This window comes from Coleofasciculus sp. H7-1, assembly GCF_057473865.1.
On the sequence record NZ_JBYCCT010000022.1, the window covers coordinates 131,155 to 146,065 of the forward strand.

The 14,911-nt window shown below is 48.1% G+C and carries 18 protein-coding genes; 9 read left to right on the forward strand and 9 right to left on the reverse strand.

Going from position 1 to position 14,911, the window contains the following annotated elements:
• Window positions 1-74: 74 nt before the first annotated feature.
• The 4 genes from AC2VDX_RS05990 to AC2VDX_RS06005 all read right to left on the reverse strand — a co-directional run bounded on the left by AC2VDX_RS05990 (window position 75) and on the right by AC2VDX_RS06005 (window position 2,679).
• Window positions 75-458: a low temperature-induced protein gene (locus AC2VDX_RS05990; protein ID WP_378174307.1), complete on the reverse strand. Its 384-nt coding sequence runs from the start codon at window positions 456-458 to the stop codon at window positions 75-77.
• Between the two features lie 178 nt (window positions 459-636).
• Entirely contained in the window at window positions 637-927 is a 291-nt protein-coding gene (locus AC2VDX_RS05995) for a hypothetical protein (protein ID WP_378174304.1), read from the reverse strand.
• Between the two features lie 69 nt (window positions 928-996).
• Window positions 997-2,058, reverse strand: a complete 1,062-nt coding sequence (locus AC2VDX_RS06000) for an ABC transporter permease (protein WP_378174633.1) — start codon at window positions 2,056-2,058, stop codon at window positions 997-999.
• Between the two features lie 108 nt (window positions 2,059-2,166).
• A complete protein-coding gene (locus tag AC2VDX_RS06005) occupies window positions 2,167-2,679 on the reverse strand; it encodes an adenine phosphoribosyltransferase (RefSeq protein WP_378174301.1) in 513 nt (170 codons plus the stop codon).
• Between the two features lie 400 nt (window positions 2,680-3,079).
• Between AC2VDX_RS06005 and AC2VDX_RS06010 the strand changes: the two genes are divergently transcribed.
• Both AC2VDX_RS06010 and AC2VDX_RS06015 read left to right on the forward strand, forming a co-directional pair.
• Window positions 3,080-3,703 (forward strand): DUF3038 domain-containing protein, encoded by a 624-nt coding sequence (locus tag AC2VDX_RS06010; protein WP_378174298.1) that lies wholly within the window; start codon window positions 3,080-3,082, stop codon window positions 3,701-3,703.
• A gap of 182 nt (window positions 3,704-3,885) precedes the next feature.
• On the forward strand, window positions 3,886-5,277 hold the full coding sequence (locus tag AC2VDX_RS06015) for a DUF4335 domain-containing protein (protein ID WP_378174296.1): 1,392 nt from the start codon (window positions 3,886-3,888) through the stop codon (window positions 5,275-5,277).
• Window positions 5,278-5,345: 68 nt separating this feature from the next.
• Here the strand turns inward: AC2VDX_RS06015 and mrdA are convergent, their stop codons facing one another.
• Window positions 5,346-7,142 carry a penicillin-binding protein 2 gene (mrdA, locus tag AC2VDX_RS06020; RefSeq protein WP_378174294.1) on the reverse strand — a complete coding sequence of 599 codons (1,797 nt, stop codon included), beginning with the start codon at window positions 7,140-7,142 and terminating at the stop codon, window positions 5,346-5,348.
• 367 nt (window positions 7,143-7,509) lie between these two features.
• On the opposite strand from mrdA, the gene AC2VDX_RS06025 reads away from it, so the two are divergent.
• The 5 genes from AC2VDX_RS06025 to AC2VDX_RS06045 all read left to right on the forward strand — a co-directional run bounded on the left by AC2VDX_RS06025 (window position 7,510) and on the right by AC2VDX_RS06045 (window position 11,474).
• The gene (locus tag AC2VDX_RS06025; protein WP_378174291.1) at window positions 7,510-8,637 is read left to right on the forward strand and encodes an ABC transporter ATP-binding protein; all 1,128 of its coding nucleotides are present in this window, start codon (window positions 7,510-7,512) and stop codon (window positions 8,635-8,637) included.
• 78 nt (window positions 8,638-8,715) lie between these two features.
• A complete protein-coding gene (locus AC2VDX_RS06030; protein WP_378174288.1) occupies window positions 8,716-9,843 on the forward strand; it encodes an ABC transporter substrate-binding protein in 1,128 nt (375 codons plus the stop codon).
• Window positions 9,844-10,031: 188 nt separating this feature from the next.
• Window positions 10,032-10,901, forward strand: a complete 870-nt coding sequence (locus AC2VDX_RS06035; protein ID WP_378174630.1) for an ABC transporter permease — start codon at window positions 10,032-10,034, stop codon at window positions 10,899-10,901.
• 28 nt (window positions 10,902-10,929) lie between these two features.
• The gene (locus AC2VDX_RS06040) at window positions 10,930-11,214 is read left to right on the forward strand and encodes a type II toxin-antitoxin system prevent-host-death family antitoxin (RefSeq protein ID WP_378174286.1); all 285 of its coding nucleotides are present in this window, start codon (window positions 10,930-10,932) and stop codon (window positions 11,212-11,214) included.
• A gap of 161 nt (window positions 11,215-11,375) precedes the next feature.
• Window positions 11,376-11,474 (forward strand): type II toxin-antitoxin system RelE family toxin, encoded by a 99-nt coding sequence (locus AC2VDX_RS06045; RefSeq protein ID WP_378174284.1) that lies wholly within the window; start codon window positions 11,376-11,378, stop codon window positions 11,472-11,474.
• Between the two features lie 161 nt (window positions 11,475-11,635).
• On the opposite strand, the gene AC2VDX_RS06050 is transcribed toward AC2VDX_RS06045, so the two are convergent.
• Complete coding sequence (locus AC2VDX_RS06050; RefSeq protein ID WP_486928119.1) at window positions 11,636-11,791, reverse strand: HNH endonuclease; 156 nt, start codon at window positions 11,789-11,791, stop codon at window positions 11,636-11,638.
• Here AC2VDX_RS06050 and AC2VDX_RS06055 point away from each other — a divergent pair.
• Complete coding sequence (locus AC2VDX_RS06055; RefSeq protein ID WP_378174278.1) at window positions 11,769-11,957, forward strand: hypothetical protein; 189 nt, start codon at window positions 11,769-11,771, stop codon at window positions 11,955-11,957. The two genes, AC2VDX_RS06050 and AC2VDX_RS06055, sit on opposite strands and share 23 nt — an antisense overlap.
• Here AC2VDX_RS06055 and AC2VDX_RS06060 read toward each other — a convergent pair.
• Window positions 11,932-12,324, reverse strand: a complete 393-nt coding sequence (locus tag AC2VDX_RS06060; RefSeq protein ID WP_378174276.1) for a hypothetical protein — start codon at window positions 12,322-12,324, stop codon at window positions 11,932-11,934. The genes AC2VDX_RS06055 and AC2VDX_RS06060 overlap by 26 nt on opposite strands.
• A gap of 225 nt (window positions 12,325-12,549) precedes the next feature.
• Window positions 12,550-12,687 (reverse strand): hypothetical protein, encoded by a 138-nt coding sequence (locus AC2VDX_RS06065; protein WP_378174274.1) that lies wholly within the window; start codon window positions 12,685-12,687, stop codon window positions 12,550-12,552.
• On the opposite strand from AC2VDX_RS06065, the gene AC2VDX_RS06070 reads away from it, so the two are divergent.
• The gene (locus tag AC2VDX_RS06070; RefSeq protein WP_378174271.1) at window positions 12,677-13,528 is read left to right on the forward strand and encodes an ABC transporter permease; all 852 of its coding nucleotides are present in this window, start codon (window positions 12,677-12,679) and stop codon (window positions 13,526-13,528) included. The genes AC2VDX_RS06065 and AC2VDX_RS06070 overlap by 11 nt on opposite strands.
• Window positions 13,529-13,852: 324 nt before the next feature.
• Here AC2VDX_RS06070 and AC2VDX_RS06075 read toward each other — a convergent pair whose 3' ends face one another.
• Window positions 13,853-14,845: a DUF1517 domain-containing protein gene (locus tag AC2VDX_RS06075; RefSeq protein ID WP_378174268.1), complete on the reverse strand. Its 993-nt coding sequence runs from the start codon at window positions 14,843-14,845 to the stop codon at window positions 13,853-13,855.
• Between the last annotated feature and the right edge of the window lie 66 nt (window positions 14,846-14,911).

The window sequence follows — 14,911 nt, forward strand, 5'->3', positions numbered from 1 at the left end:
TGCCCTGATGATGAGACCCTGCATCCGCACTCAGCAGATACTAGGGCACTCAGTCTTGAGCAAATACCGTCTCCTTAGTCTTTGCCAGAAATGCCTTCCAGAGCCTTCTGAACTTTTTGTTCAACTGACTCCACACCTTGCGAGTTTTCGTTGGTACTCATCTTGTCAGCATCAGCGGCTCCTTGAATTTCATTCAGACCCTGGCTTGCTTCCTTCTGAGTTTCCTTAAGCGAATAGGGGTCTTTCAGAACCGCCTTTTGTGATTTCTCCTCAATCTTCGTCAGATTGGCTTCTCCGTCTCCGGGGCGACTGTTGGTGCCGCTATATCCTGCGGGGGTTTTTGTGCTGCTGTAGGCTGGGGTTGCATAGCTAAACATTAGTAAAGCGCAAAAACAAGCAGCGATCGCCATACGTACTGGACGTACCCAGGCAGACAGGTTGAAGCGGATCGATTTCATACAGTACCTCTCTCCTAATTTGTCGAAATTAGCACTATTAAGTTTCTTGACCAGTTCAGACCAAACAACTGCCTGAACGACCTCTCTTATTTGCTCAAATTTTGGAGCTTCTGACATCTATACCTAGGTATACTTGCAATAAATCTTTAGAAAAGGCAACAGAAGTCAATAATTTGGCTTAACTCGGCGATAAAAACTGAATTTTGGGTAATAGTGGGTCTTCAACCATACCAATTCCCTTAAATCCCCACCGTTGCAGCAACCCTTTTACCTGGCTTCCAGAGATTGACTCGACAGCGAAGCGATCGCTGACATCTGGGGCATGGGCATTGAGATAGCTTAGCGCATCAAAATGTTCGCCAAACATCAACAAGTAGCCACTAGTTGATGAAGAACTTCTATCGGGTTGAGCTAAAAGATATTGACCATCAGCTCTCGAACGGATGAGGTAATAAACTTGGGAAAACATAGTAAATGCAAAGCTAGTAGGCTAATCGGTAATTGGTAATTGGGCGGGAAGAAACCATTAGCCATTTCCTCATTTAAGATTTTCCAGCTTAATTCTCGGATCGGCTACCTTAAGCAATAAATCGGCGAAAAGATTGCCGACGATCAGCATAACTGCCCCCATAATCAAACTTGCCATTACTAAGTAGATGTCTTGGATAGTGACTGCCTGTAAAATTAACCGCCCTAATCCAGGCCAATTGAAGAAAAATTCGGCAATAAATGCCCCACTTAACAAGCTAGCAAACTCAAATCCTAAGAGCGTTATTAGGGGATTAATCGCATTGCGGAGGGCGTGAACATAAATCACCCGGTCTTCTGGGAGTCCCTTAGCACGAGCTGTCTGGATGTAGTCTTGGCGGAGAACATCCAGTAATTCTCCTCTGGTAATTCGCTGCAAACCTGCAAAACTGGTGACACTCAGCGCCAGGGTGGGCAAAATCATGTGCCAACCGATATCCAAAATTTTGCCCAACCAGGATAAATCGGCGTGATTGATGCTGGTTCTGCCACCGACTGGAAATAGGGGTGAAGTGTACTGTGCGAAAATTAGCAGCACTAGAGCCGTGATGAAGCTGGGAAATCCCTGTCCGGCGTAGCTCAACACTTGCAAGAGGCGATCGCTAGCGCGATTTTGGTTAACCGCACCGACGATCCCCAGTGGAATTGCGATCGCCCACGTCAGAATCACCGAAGCGATCGCTAGCTCCAATGTCGCTTGAATCCGCTCCCACAACAGCGATGATACCGAACGCTGATAGACAAAACTCGTACCAAAATTGCCATAGCGCAAAATCTGCCACAGCCACCGTCGGTACTGTTCAACCGCCGGTTTATCCAAACCAAACTGTTGTCTGAGTTCCTCAATCCGTTCCGGGGAAATTTTGGGATTCTGCCTCAAAGTATCTAAATAATCTCCCGGAGCCATCTGACTAATTGCAAAACTCAGCGTCGAGGCTAGAAACAAAGTCAAAATTGCCTGTAATAGCCGCTTCGCCACGTAGAGAAAAGTTTCACTCGTAACCAGCCTTTTGAGCAAATTCCAACTAGCCGTCAACCCATTCTGACCTGAAGAATTTCTAGTAGAAGTCATGAAATACAGAATCCCATATCGCCAAATTTTTTGTAAGTTGCTAATCGCTAATTGTTTAATAGCTGGTTTTCCATTAGCCATTAGCCATTAGCCATTAGCATTTGCTCCCTAATACTCAACCAGCGTCATAATTGGCACATCAGGAAGTCGTTGACGCCCACCCAAATCTCTTAGCTCGATGATAAATCCAAATCCCACTAAGATGCAGCCAATTTTCTGCACCAGCTCAGCCGTAGCAGTTGCGGTTCCACCCGTCGCTATCAGATCGTCCACAATCAAAACACGGCTTCCGGGATGTAGGGCGTCTTGATGCATCTCCAGCCGATCCATCCCATACTCTAATTCATACTCAACCGTGTGAACGGCAGCTGGTAACTTTCCAGGCTTCCGGACGGGGATAAACCCAACTCCCAGTTTGTATGCCAGAGGTGCCCCAATAATAAAACCCCGCGACTCCATGCCGACGACGTACTCTGGAGACAACTGGGCGCACTTTTCGGTTAAGGTTTCAATGGTGTAGCGCAGTCCTTCGGGATCGCTCAGTAGCGTCGTTATATCCCGAAACAGAATTCCTGGTTTAGGAAAGTCTGGAATGTCGCGTATCAGAGACTTAAGATCCATAGCAGCTCGTGAAAAGAGGGTTGTAAGTGAACTCGGTATCCGTTGCATCACAGAGGCAGGATCTACCCCAGATGTGCAAGGATATACCTGGAAAATCGTACACTAGAAGGCTGCACGGTTTTGGAGCATTCCTGACACTCAAGAGCCAGCGGGCGGCTATTGAGGCGAGTGAGTAGTCGTGTCTCTTATGATTCAAGTACAACCACCTCCGAAGTCATCCACCTGCCCGAAGCTGCAATGGCGATCGCGACATCCTGATTTTAGTAAAATCCAGCTGGGCATATAAATAATCGGATCGCAGATGGACACAAATGTAACCGTCAAAAGTCATTGATTCCCGTATGCAATTCGTTGTAGCCCGTGCAAGCCATCAACCAGTTCAACTGTCCTGCTATTTGGAATGAATCTTTCTGTGAGCGTAATGCCATTAAACAGTCCTCCGCAAGAGTCAATGCCGCTGATTTTAGACAATCTCCCTGACCCACCGATTTCGTCTAGTGGGTGTCCGCGTCGAACTCGGCTACAAATTGACCTGATGCTACTAGCAATAGAAGCCCTGGAATTGGGAGGGTCTGAAGCAATGCTGACAGTGGCTAAGGATTTGGAACTCCAGGGAATTATCAAAAATCGGGTACACCTATGGCGAATCCGAAGCACCAACCCGCTACGACGATCTTATACACGCCGTTTGCTAACCCTAGATGAAGCCAAAGCGATGGTGATCGTAGTCTGCCATCTAGCGCGGCGGTTAACCGTCTTAATCCGGCAGCTGCTACTGGCTTATCAACAACTGCGTGACAAGCAGGTGCCATTGGAACATCATTTTCGCTTGTCTGAGTATTTAGAAAGGTTCCGCGCTCACTTCCGGAGTCGAATGAATCCGCGCCGCGCTGGTGTCACTGCCTATAACTCTGATGAGAAGTTAAACAATCTGGCTATTGAGCTGTTAAGCGAGCTGCTATTTTGTACGGGAACGTCTGGAATGCAAAGATTTTGGAGTAGTCTTTTTGATGGAGAAGTGTAACTTTCATGGAAAAGGGATAATCGGTAATGAGAGTTATGAGCATCGGTGTTGAGTTTTGAGACGAAAAGAAAGTTCTTGAATTGAAAACTCAACCCTCAAAACTTAGAACTTTTCCCCAATTACCAGTTACCAATTACCAATTACTTTTTTCCCGATTACCAATTACCAATTACCAACTGAAAATGACTATTCGCCGTCCGTACAGTCTGCCTAATTGCACGCTGATCCTAGAAGGGTTAAGCGATGCTACAGCTGCTGGTCAGGTGGACACCCGACCCTTAATGTCTATCCTGGTTAATGCTGAGTGCCATTTTGCGGGTAAGGAGAAGCCATTAACGGGAGGACGTGACTTTTTTGAAAGCCTGGTGACAGCAGCCAGCAACTATGCTCAAGAATTCTTGAGTGGGGTGCCTCACTCGCATAGTCTGAAGGACAAGCCGAGCTTAGTGCAGTTTCAAAAAGTAGATGACCATCTGCATCGGTTAATTGTTCAGTCGCCAGGAAGTAGTGCCGACTCGACTCATAGCTCTGGGGCATCCACAACCGTCCCAGCGAGGCAAGTTGATATCACGACGGTACAGCTGTTTGATTTGGTGGAGGCTGTGGATCAGTTCCTGGCTGATGGTCGCACGCTGCCAGACATCATGCTGTCAATCGCGCCGGTTTCTAAACGCTATGCGAAGGCTGAAGTGCCGGTGGCACAACGTGCGGCACCGGCAGCTGTTGGGGTTACGAGTTTGGCATTGGCAGCGATCGCGTTTTTCATGATTCCCCCTCCCGAAGTCAAGAATCCCAAAGATCCTTTGCCTCAGCCCAACTCCAGCTCGACGACGCCTGCTAGCCCCGTGGCGTCCGAGCAGCCTACGACAAGCCCGACGCCATCCAGCGCTGAAGCTGCCGACTTAGAAACCCTGGTGACGGCAGCACCGGAGATTACCGATCCCACCCAGCTGTACTTCTTACAACGGAAACTGCAAAACAACATTTATCAAAAGTGGACGACTCGCCGCCAGTTTCGGCAAGAGTTAGTTTATCGCGTGGGTGTGGGGAAAGACGGAGCCGTGGTGGGTTACAAGCCAGTTAACTCAGCAGCAGGCGATCGCTTAGAAGAAACCCCGCTCCCAGAATTGCTCTATATCCCCGCCACTGGTAGCGACAGAACCAAAGAACCGCTCGCTCAGTTCCGGGTGGTATTTACTAGGCGAGGCGTCCCGCAAGTGAGTCCCTGGTATGGGTATAAAGAAAAACCCAGTCTGGGCCCAGAAATTACCGATCCCACTCAGCTAGGAAGTTTGAAAGATCGGCTTTCCGAACAACTCAAGCAAAATTGGCAAGGCACTCCCAGTTTCCCCAGGAGTTTACAATACCGCGTCGCCGTAACCAAAGACGGTGTCGTCGCCGATTACGAGCCAAAAAATCAACCAGCCTTTGATTACGAGGATGAAACTCCCCTTCCTAAATTATTCCAGCCGAGCAACTCGCCAGACGCTGTCCCCCAGGAACCCCTCGCCCAATTCAGCGTGGTGTTCGCACCCAACGGCGTCATCGAAGTTAGGTCGTTGCAGAGAAATTGATAGCAGTCAGGAGTCAGTTGTCAGTTGTCAGTTGTTTACCCAAACGCTAACAACTGACCCCTCACAACTTACTTAGCTGGTTTAGCGGGTTTCTTGACCTGAAAATAAGCCTCCAAAACTTGTAACACCATCGGGGCTGCCACCTTACCGCCGCCGCCTCCAGAGTGTTCCACAAAAGCCACAACCACAATCTTTGGCTTGTCCGCTGGCGCATAAGCACCAAACCAGGCGTGAGACAGACCCGGTGGAGCCTCTGCCGTACCGCTCTTACCGGAAACTGGGGGAAGAGTTGGCACATTCACCGCTTTCCCAGTACCGCTACTCACAACGCGCCGCAGCCCTTGGCGCAGCACCTGCACCGTTTCTGATTTCATATTCAAGGACTCTCGCCAATTTTTGGACGCCTCATTATCTTTCAGCAGGTGAGGTTTAACTCGATAGCCACCATTTGCAGGAACCGCAAACATTACGGCAACTTGTAGCGGCGTCGTTTGCAAGAAACCCTGACCAATGGACATATTTACCGTGTCTCCGACTGTCCATTCCTGCTTCAATCGCTTCTGCTTCCAGGCGGCATCCGCAACCAACCCTGGCAGTTCTTCTGAAGATAACTCAATCCCCGTTTTTTGACCAAAGCCATACTTCCGAGTCCACTCAATCAAGGTAGGACCGCCCACTCCTCTGCCAATCTGATAAAAGAAAGTATCGCTACTCATCGCTAGCGCCCCGACAAATCCCAAGGGGCCAAATCCAGCATGGTTCCATTCCCCAAACCGAATCCCGCCGACGGTTAAGTAAGGATAGGTTCCTAATACCGTGTTCGGAGAAAATTTACCCGATTGAAGACCCGCGCTAGCCGTGACAATCTTGAAGGTACTCGCCGGTGGAAAGACTCTTAAAGCGCGGTTGACGAAGGGGTTGCCCTTACTTTGCACTTTCTTCCAGGTTTCTGGGGTAATCCGCTTAGAGAAAACATTGGGATCGAAGGCGGGACGGCTAACCATCGCCAAGATCGCCCCATTGTTGGGGTCCATTGCCACGATTGCGCCCTTGCGATCGCCCAGTGCCCGCTCCGCTGCCTTCTGCAAATCCAGATCCAGCGTTAAATGCACATCCTTCCCAGCCTTTGCCTTTTTCTGACCGAGAATCCGCAACACTTGACCCGCACCATCTACCTCAACCTGTTGACCGCCCCATTCCCCCCGTAGCGGTTTTTCAAAAGCTGCCTCCACACCCATCTGACCAATCACATCACCCAAGCGGTAGCCTTGATCTCTCATCAAAGCTAGCTCTTCATCGTTCATTTCCCCCGTATACCCTAAGACGTGAGCTGCCACCTCAGCGTTGGGGTAGTTCCGTACCCCTTCAATATCCACCTCTACGCCCCCTAGTTCGCTCCTGTACTCTTCCAGCGCCGTAATTTGGGCAGGATTGATGTCACGAGCAATCCGTAACAGCGAGGTAGAGGTATAACCGGCTTTTTCTAGTTGCTTTTGAATTTCGCTCTGAGGAACATTTAACAGCTCTGAAAGGCGTCTGAGGGTAGCGGGCCACTCCTTCTGCTTGCGGGCGATGGGCCACAAAAAAACCGAGTGAGACAGCCGACTGCTTGCCAAAACTCTGCCTTTGCGGTCGAAAATGGTGCCTCGTGCTGGCTGTTTGGGAATCAAACGAATCCGATTGTTTTCTGCCAGTTGTCGGTTACGTTCCCCCTGAACCAGTTGTAAATAAACTAAACGAGAGCCAATCCCACCCACCAAGAGTAAGGTAACGACCAGCATGAAAATTACAGATTGGAAGCGTCGGCCCACAGTTCGGGGGGTCGATTGACGCCCAATTGAGGAAGACTGAGCGATTAAGGTCATAGCAGGAGGCTGGATAAATTGGCTCTAAACAGGCAAACAAAAGGTATTTTCAGTGGGCGGCAATTCACAGAGGGATTGCTCCTACATAGTGTATCCTCACACTTCAATAAGATGAAGCGGCGGTGCCGTGGAAATGGGATCTCGCAGAGAGCGGGAATCACTTGTACTTTTTCAGGTTCAACGCATCGGAGAATGGCAAATTTTTAAGCGAATCGCAATAGGACTGAGTCCGACAGCTAAAATAAACCAAAGTTAGCAATCAACGCTCAACCTAGCATCATCGGCTCAGCCTTCACAAAACAGACGCGACGGCGTGTGTTGAGCAATTCAAAACTCTGTGGGGCATCGCGACTGGGAATCATCAACTATGTCTCAAACTTCTTTAGCAGAACAACGCTCTCCGGAGACTACAAATGAACTGGATGTGGAACTCCGCAAGGTTTTTAAGGTATTCAATGGAGAAACAGCGGTTCGGGGGGTTGATCTGGAGATCCGCCGAGGAGAATTTTTCAGTATTCTAGGTCCCTCTGGCTGTGGCAAGACCACAACTCTGCGCTTAATGGCTGGGTTTGAATCTCCCTCGGCGGGAGAGGTGCTGATTCAGGGGCAGACCATGAACCATGTGCCGCCCCACCGGCGTCCGGTGAACACTGTCTTTCAGAGCTATGCTTTGTTTAGCCATTTGAGCGTTTGGGAAAATATTGCTTTCGGATTGCGAATTAAAAAGCGACCCAGAACAGAAATTGCCGAGCGAGTGCAAGAAGCGCTGAAGCTGGTCAAAATGGAAACCTATGCCAACCGCTTTCCCTCCCAACTTTCCGGGGGACAGCAGCAACGAGTGGCTTTAGCGCGGGCGCTGGTGAATCGTCCAGCGGTGGTTTTGCTGGATGAACCCCTAGGGGCATTGGATTTGAAGCTGCGTAAACAAATGCAGGTGGAATTATCCAATTTACATCAAGACCTGGGCTTGACGTTTGTGATGGTGACGCACGACCAGGAGGAAGCGCTGAGTCTCTCCGACCGGATTGCGGTAATGCGCGGGGGCAAGATTGAGCAAATTGGTTCGCCTACTGAAATCTACGAGCATCCCAAAACGCCATTTGTGGCGGATTTCATTGGGGATACCAATCTGTTTGAGGGGCGGATTGAAGCTTCTGACTACTCAACGGTGAAAGTTGTGACCAAAAGCGGTTTGCCAATTGTAGTGCAGCCGTTGGAGCCTTGGGATGCGATTGGTGTTCAGGAGGTTGTGGTATGCGTGCGTCCAGAGAAGATTCAGCTGAGTCTGTATCCGCCAGCGATGCCAATCAACTGCTTTGAAGGTCGTCTGAAGCATGTGATGTACATGGGAACCCATGTTCATTATGTGGTGGAGTTACTTTTAGGCGATCGCTTAACAGTTCGGCAGATGAATACTGTGGGTATTGAGCCTGCCTTCCATACCCCCATCTATGCTCACTGGGCGGCTACCGATTGTCTGGCAATGAATGCTTAGAGACAATGCACAGGCGCGACATTCCCGGAACCGACCGGGCTGAATACAGTTTATACAAGTGCAATTTTGCTGAATCCCGTGCCTCCAACTGCTCAACAGACGACCCCAAAACACCCAACACGACGTAGGTTTTTACAAACGTCAGCTGCCGCTACCCTCGGACTGGCAATGTCTGGGTGCGGCTGGACGCTTGCCCAAGTGCGCTCGGCACCAGCCAACTCCGATACATCCAACAACAAGTTGTTGTATATCTACACTTGGGCGGGCTATACAGATGAGGATTTGTTAAAGCGCTTTACCAAAGAGACCGGAATCAAGGTCATTGCTGATGTCTATGATTCCAACGAAGCGATGCTAGCCAGGATTCAAGCGTTGGGAGGCGGGGACTACAGCATTATTTACCCATCTGACTATACGGTGAGAAAGATGGTAGAACTGAGCTTGCTCAGTGAATTAGATCGCTCCCGCATCGTAGGTTTGGATCGGCTGTTTCCCCGCTTCCAAAATCCCGTCTATGACCCAGAAAACCGCTACAGCGTACCCCTGAGCTGGGGAACAACTGGTCTAATTTACAACACCCAAAAGCTGAAGCAACCGCCAGAAGATTGGAATTATCTCTGGGACAATCAGCAGGCACTGTCTCGAAGGATGACCTTGCTGAATGATGTTCGGGAAGTCATGGGTGCGGTGTTGAAAATGCTGGGGTACTCTTACAACTCAAAAGACCCGCAGCAAATTAAACAGGCGTATGAAAAGTTAGTAGCGCTCAAACCCGCGCTCGCTTCTTTCACCTCTGATGCCTGGAAAACTCAAATTTTAACTGGGGATTTGCTGCTGGCGATGGGATTTTCATCTGATGCCAATGAAATTATTCCAGAAAATAAAAACTTACAGTATCTAATTCCTCGGAGTGGTTCTTCGGTGTGGACTGACACTCTGGTCATTCCAATAACCGCTCCCAATCCAGAAGCAGCTTATGCCTGGATCAACTTTATGCTGCAACCTGATGTCGCCGCCCAGATTTGCGAACGTTTAAGTTTTGCGACACCCAATCAAGCTGGCTACAACCAGTTACCAGATGAAATCCGTAACAATCAGATTTTATTTCCCCCAGAGTCGGTACTTGCCCAATGTGAAGGCGTGGCACCACTTGGAAAAGTTGCCGAAGTTTATGAATCTTATTGGACTCGATTGACGAGCAGCTAACATTAAATAATTTTGAGTTTTGAATTATGAATTGAAGCAATAATCGATACTTCATATCAATCATCTTTCATTACTAACTTAAAACTCACGCACTCACGCACTCAAAACTCTTTTCTATTGTGTCTACCCCAACTTCCCCTCCCTCTATTCCCAATCCCACTCCCTCTGATGGAACTGTAGAATCGCCAGTGCTAATTGGCAGCAAAGGACGCCCCGGCTTGAAGTGGTTGGAACCAATGGCGCTGCTTGGCCCTGCTGGGATCTGGTTGGCTTTGTTGCTAGTGCTGCCAACGCTGGTGATTTTTCAGCTGAGTTTAGTGCCAGGAATCCGACCTGGGGATGTGGTGAATCCTAGCGGTTTGGATAACTATGCGCTGGTATTTCAGCTAGTTTACTTGCAGGTGATCGCGCGATCGCTATTCTTTGCAATTGGCACTACAATCGTTTGTCTTTTACTAGGATTCCCGGTTGCCTACTGGATTGGTCAAATGGCACCGAAACAGTGGCGAAATTTGCTGCTGCTAGGCTTTGTCTTGCCTTTGTGGACATCATCGCTGCTGCGTTCTTACGCCTGGATTACAATTTTGCGCCCTACGGGTGTCCTGAACACGATGTTAACGGCTTTAGGACTTCCTGCTTTGGAGTTGCTCAACCAGAGTTCAGCCGTATTTATTGGGATGGGTTACAGTTATTTGCCCTACATGGTGTTAATTCTTTACGCTTCTGTAGAAAAACTGGATCGGCGGTTGCTGGAGGCATCTGCCGATTTGGGGGCGAATCCGATTGACACTTTTTGGAAAGTGACTGTCCCTCAAACGCTACCGGGAATTGCTGCGGGTTCTTTGCTAGTATTTATTAGCACTTTAGGGGATTTTGTCGATCCGGAATTGCTGGGCGGTGCCTCCAGCATGACGATATCCCGCTTGATTTATAACCAGTTTTTAGGTGCAACTCAGAATTGGGGATTTGGCTCGTCTTTGAGTATGGTTTTAATTTTTGCGGTGAGTATAGCGATCGCGCTTTTAATTAAATACGGCGATAGCACACCGCAAAAGTAAGGCGATAGAACTATTAAGAGTTGACATCGTGAACGACAACCATGACATCACCAGATTCAATTTAACTGAGGTTCATCAAGACCTGGTTAACCTTGTTAAACAGGTAGTCTCTGGAGAATCTGTTATTTTACAGCACAACGGAAAAAACGTAGCTGCTTTGATTTCCCTTAAGGATTTGTATCTTTTAGAGCGTTTAATTGAAGAGGAGGAGGACAGAATTGACATAGCTGAGTCCCAAAAGATAATGGCGGCGGTAGAAAAGGAAGGAACTGTTTCTTGGGAATCGATTAAGACAGAATTAGGGCTGTCATGACTTACTAAATAGAGTTTTCGCGCCCAGCCCAGAAGCAATTCAACGCTTTGTCTAGGGAATTTCAGGAACGTCTCCAGCATAGAATCGATACTTTAGCCGAAAACCCGCGTCCTTCAGGAGTAAAAAAGCTACAAGGACAAGAAAATTAGTACCGGATTCAAGTGGGAGACTACCGAGTTATTTACGAAATTCGGGATTTGGAATTGTTAGTAATTCTGATAAGAATTGGAAGCCGCCAGGATGTTTATCGTAATTTGTAGGAATAGCGATTTGTTAAGCTCAGTAATCCTTTTTTTATCAGCCAATATTTTCAGGGAATTATCTTTTCAAATAATTGGTAATTGGTACTAGACAATTGCTGCTTTAAGTGGTATATTTATATAATGGGAATCTGTGCGTCCATATATAGTAATTGTTAAATTTAATACAGAGGCAGTAATTCGCCCGTTTCTGAATCAATAGCATGAGTTTTAGTACCTTTAAACTCATTGCAGCGATAACAGGATGCAGCCAAATTCTCACGCTCATCACTACCACCAGCAGACTTGGGTATAATGTGGTCCATTACTAACGGCATCCCGATTAATCGGCTAGATGTGCGGCAATATTCGCAGCGGTGTCCGGCTTCTGCCGAAACCTGCTTCCGAACTATGTTAGGAATTGAGGACACTATTATTCCACTGGTTATTCCACTGGTAATTCTTCTAGTGCTGGCACTCAATGACCCCGCCAGCGTAAGATAGCCCAAGCATAAGCTTTTCGCAGCATAAGCTGGTCAGATGCCTTACCTAAATCCCTAAGTTCTTGGCGTTCGTCGGGTGCTGTAATTAAACCAGTTTGATTTTTCTCCAGAAGTACCAAATGGCGTTGTTGTTGGGTGGATGGCAGATGGCTATGAGCGACTTTCAAAAGTTCCTGAACCGGAAGCGTCTGCATCACAAACAATTCAGTTTGGATTTCTGGCGGTGCATTTTCAGATGAGGGTGGTAAGTTGCTAGTAATGCTTTGTACCGCTAATGCTTCCAGCGATTGATCTGTCAACTCGGCAATACGAGCTAACCGTTGAAATACTGCTTCAGGGAGTTCCACCGTAAGCTGTCGGGTAGCCATCTTTTCCCATAGTGCCGCAACTTCTGTCACTATAACACCAACGCGATCGCCTTCTTTTCCCTTTTTCCTAAGCGCTTCGCGAACGCCAACGCGCTATGCAGTGTCTAAAGCGTATGCTTCAAAATCAATTTACCTGAACGCACAGATCCCCATTCTATAAGTATAACCCTAATTCACAAAAAAATAGTATAAAATGATACAAATATTTAAAAAATTACCGAAACGTTACACTTGAGACGCGATCGCACTCTTCCAGACATTCGATCGCATCAAGTAAAGTGATAGAAATAGCAGTGCGTAGCGAAGCCGCTGCGCTAGCAGCATCGCTTTCCCCGACAAATGGTGAAATTGAATGACAGGCACCGTCAGCCATCAGCAGGAGGAAATCCCTTTAGAGATTATGTTGAAGTCCCAGGATAAACCTCGTCTTTCTTGGCAGGTTATTTTCACACTGCTGATGTTCTTTTATATGTACCTGCCGATTCTGGTACTGACGTTTTATAGCTTTAACGAGTCTACTTATAGCGCCGGTTGGGAAGGATTCACCCTCAAATGGTATCTGAAGCTGTTTCAGGACTCCCGCATCCTGACGGCGCTGCAAAATAGCTTAACCGTGGCTTTGTGTGCAGTAGCGATCGCTGCCGTCTTAGGCACCTTAATGGCAGTTGGTTTAGCCCGTTATACCTTTCCGGGGAAAAGCTTGTATCGCGGTGTTTCTTATCTGCCGTTGATTATTCCCGATATTGCGATCGCAGTTGCCACTCTAGTATTTTTAGCAGTAATTGGCACGCCGTTGAGCCTGTGGACAATTGTGGCAGCTCATGTCGTCTTTTGTCTTGCCTACGTCGCCTTAGTGGTTTCTTCTCGAATTAGCGGCTTAAACCCCCATTTAGAAGAAGCTGCCCTCGATTTGGGGGCGACGCCAGTACAAGCTTTTATCCAAGTGTTGCTTCCGGAATTAATGCCAGCGATTATTTCCGGTTGCCTGCTAGCCTTTGTCCTCAGCATGGACGACTTTCTGATTGCCAGCTTTACTGCCGGTACGGGTGCCACAACTTTACCGCTAGAAATCTTTAGCCGCATCCGCACTGGCGTCAAACCAGATATCAACGCTCTCAGCGTGATGCTGATGATTGTGTCAGGTTTTGTCGCCTTTGTCGCTGAATTGCTCCGCTATCGCAGCGAGCAGAAACGCTTTAAATAGGTTTGAATTTGTAGAGATGTCGCTGCACCTGATTTCAGGGTTTTAAAAATTTAACGATGAACAAAAAATTGTCAAAAATTAAGCTAGTTTGTTGGTATAATCATTTCATGATCTTAGATCTAATTCTTTATAATGGAAATATTCAAGAAATTTTTAAAAATGTACAGATTTCTATTATCTAAATAATACCATCCAACGGGAAAAAAGTAAATAATGAATCCCTCCTATTTTGCCCAAAATTGAAAAAAGGAGGCTGATTCCCAGCCTCACTTTCAGAAGAAATGGGTAAAGGCGTATAGCCAGAGTGCCTTTACCCGTTGTGGGTTAAACAAGTTTCAGATTGGGATACTCAGCCAGCAAATCATCAGAGGTAAGCGTGTCGCCTTCTGCCTGAGGTGCCCAGAGAATTTCTACAGCAAGTAGGCGATCGCTAGAGATGCCACCAATCTGACGCAAGGCTTGACGCAAATCGTCAGTGCTGTTGATTTTCGGTAGTTGCAGATCGCCTTCGGCACCCACCAAAATCGTCACAATAATGTATTCCCCAGGACCTTCGGTTATCAGCTGATTTGCCAGCTTGCCAGCTTCCTCAGATGCCGCCGGTAAAGATGCTTTGGGTGCTGCTGCCTTGAGCTGATTGTTAACGTTCGAGAGAGTCTCTTCCGTGAATTTGCTGCGTTCGCCCAGAGCTAGCTGATTAAACTTGGCTTCTGCGGCTTGTAACGCTGTTCGCTGAGATTCGGCTGCCCCATACACCCAGTATTCCGGGTGACGTAGCAAAGCTAGGGTACTTTCCTGAAGCACTTGGGCACGACCGATGGCGGAACTCATATCAGATGTACGCGCCAACTCGTCTAATTCTCCTTGCAAGCTGCGAGCTTCTGACAAAAGACCCACTTGCACCTCTGCCACGGAAACTTTGGGATTGCCGTAGCCCAGAGAATCAGCTTCACCCGCATCACCAACCCCAACGCGACGGAAGCTGGAAATCAGGAAGTTAGCGATCGCCAGGAAAATCAAAATCGTAAACACACCGCCAAATCCGCCCCCGATGCCAAAGAAGGGAAACAGCAACGGGAACCCAAATCCACCCCCAGGATAAGGAGCCGGATAATATCCGCCGGATGGTGGTGCATAGGTACGGCTAGGAGGCGCATAGGTGCGACTGGGCGCTCTAAAAGAACCGCCTCCAATCCGACCGCCGGTGCGGGCTGCTAAGGCTCCGTCAGCATGACCCAGCGTTAGGGTAAGGAGCAGACCAAAGACGAACAAAGATTTCAAAAGGGGTTGAATTGCTGAAAGCAGTTTATTACGCATACATACTGTGCCTATTCAATCTGATTAAAACTGTAGCGGCTGGCAGCAACTCCCAGCATCTTCCTA

Excerpts from the sequence above, each read along its gene's own strand:
- AC2VDX_RS05990 (WP_378174307.1), bottom strand. The coding sequence starts at position 458 with ATGAAATCGATCCGCTTCAACCTGTCTGCCTGGGTACGTCCAGTACGT.
- AC2VDX_RS05995 (WP_378174304.1), bottom strand. The coding sequence starts at position 927 with ATGTTTTCCCAAGTTTATTACCTCATCCGTTCGAGAGCTGATGGTCAA.
- AC2VDX_RS06000 (WP_378174633.1), bottom strand. The coding sequence starts at position 2,058 with ATGACTTCTACTAGAAATTCTTCAGGTCAGAATGGGTTGACGGCTAGT.
- AC2VDX_RS06005 (WP_378174301.1), bottom strand. The coding sequence starts at position 2,679 with ATGGATCTTAAGTCTCTGATACGCGACATTCCAGACTTTCCTAAACCA.
- AC2VDX_RS06010 (WP_378174298.1), top strand. The coding sequence starts at position 3,080 with ATGAATCTTTCTGTGAGCGTAATGCCATTAAACAGTCCTCCGCAAGAG.
- AC2VDX_RS06015 (WP_378174296.1), top strand. The coding sequence starts at position 3,886 with ATGACTATTCGCCGTCCGTACAGTCTGCCTAATTGCACGCTGATCCTA.
- mrdA (WP_378174294.1), bottom strand. The coding sequence starts at position 7,142 with ATGACCTTAATCGCTCAGTCTTCCTCAATTGGGCGTCAATCGACCCCC.
- AC2VDX_RS06025 (WP_378174291.1), top strand. The coding sequence starts at position 7,510 with ATGTCTCAAACTTCTTTAGCAGAACAACGCTCTCCGGAGACTACAAAT.
- AC2VDX_RS06055 (WP_378174278.1), top strand. The coding sequence starts at position 11,769 with ATGTGGTCCATTACTAACGGCATCCCGATTAATCGGCTAGATGTGCGG.
- AC2VDX_RS06050 (WP_486928119.1), bottom strand. The coding sequence starts at position 11,791 with ATGCCGTTAGTAATGGACCACATTATACCCAAGTCTGCTGGTGGTAGT.
- AC2VDX_RS06060 (WP_378174276.1), bottom strand. The coding sequence starts at position 12,324 with ATGGCTACCCGACAGCTTACGGTGGAACTCCCTGAAGCAGTATTTCAA.
- AC2VDX_RS06070 (WP_378174271.1), top strand. The coding sequence starts at position 12,677 with ATGACAGGCACCGTCAGCCATCAGCAGGAGGAAATCCCTTTAGAGATT.
- AC2VDX_RS06075 (WP_378174268.1), bottom strand. The coding sequence starts at position 14,845 with ATGCGTAATAAACTGCTTTCAGCAATTCAACCCCTTTTGAAATCTTTG.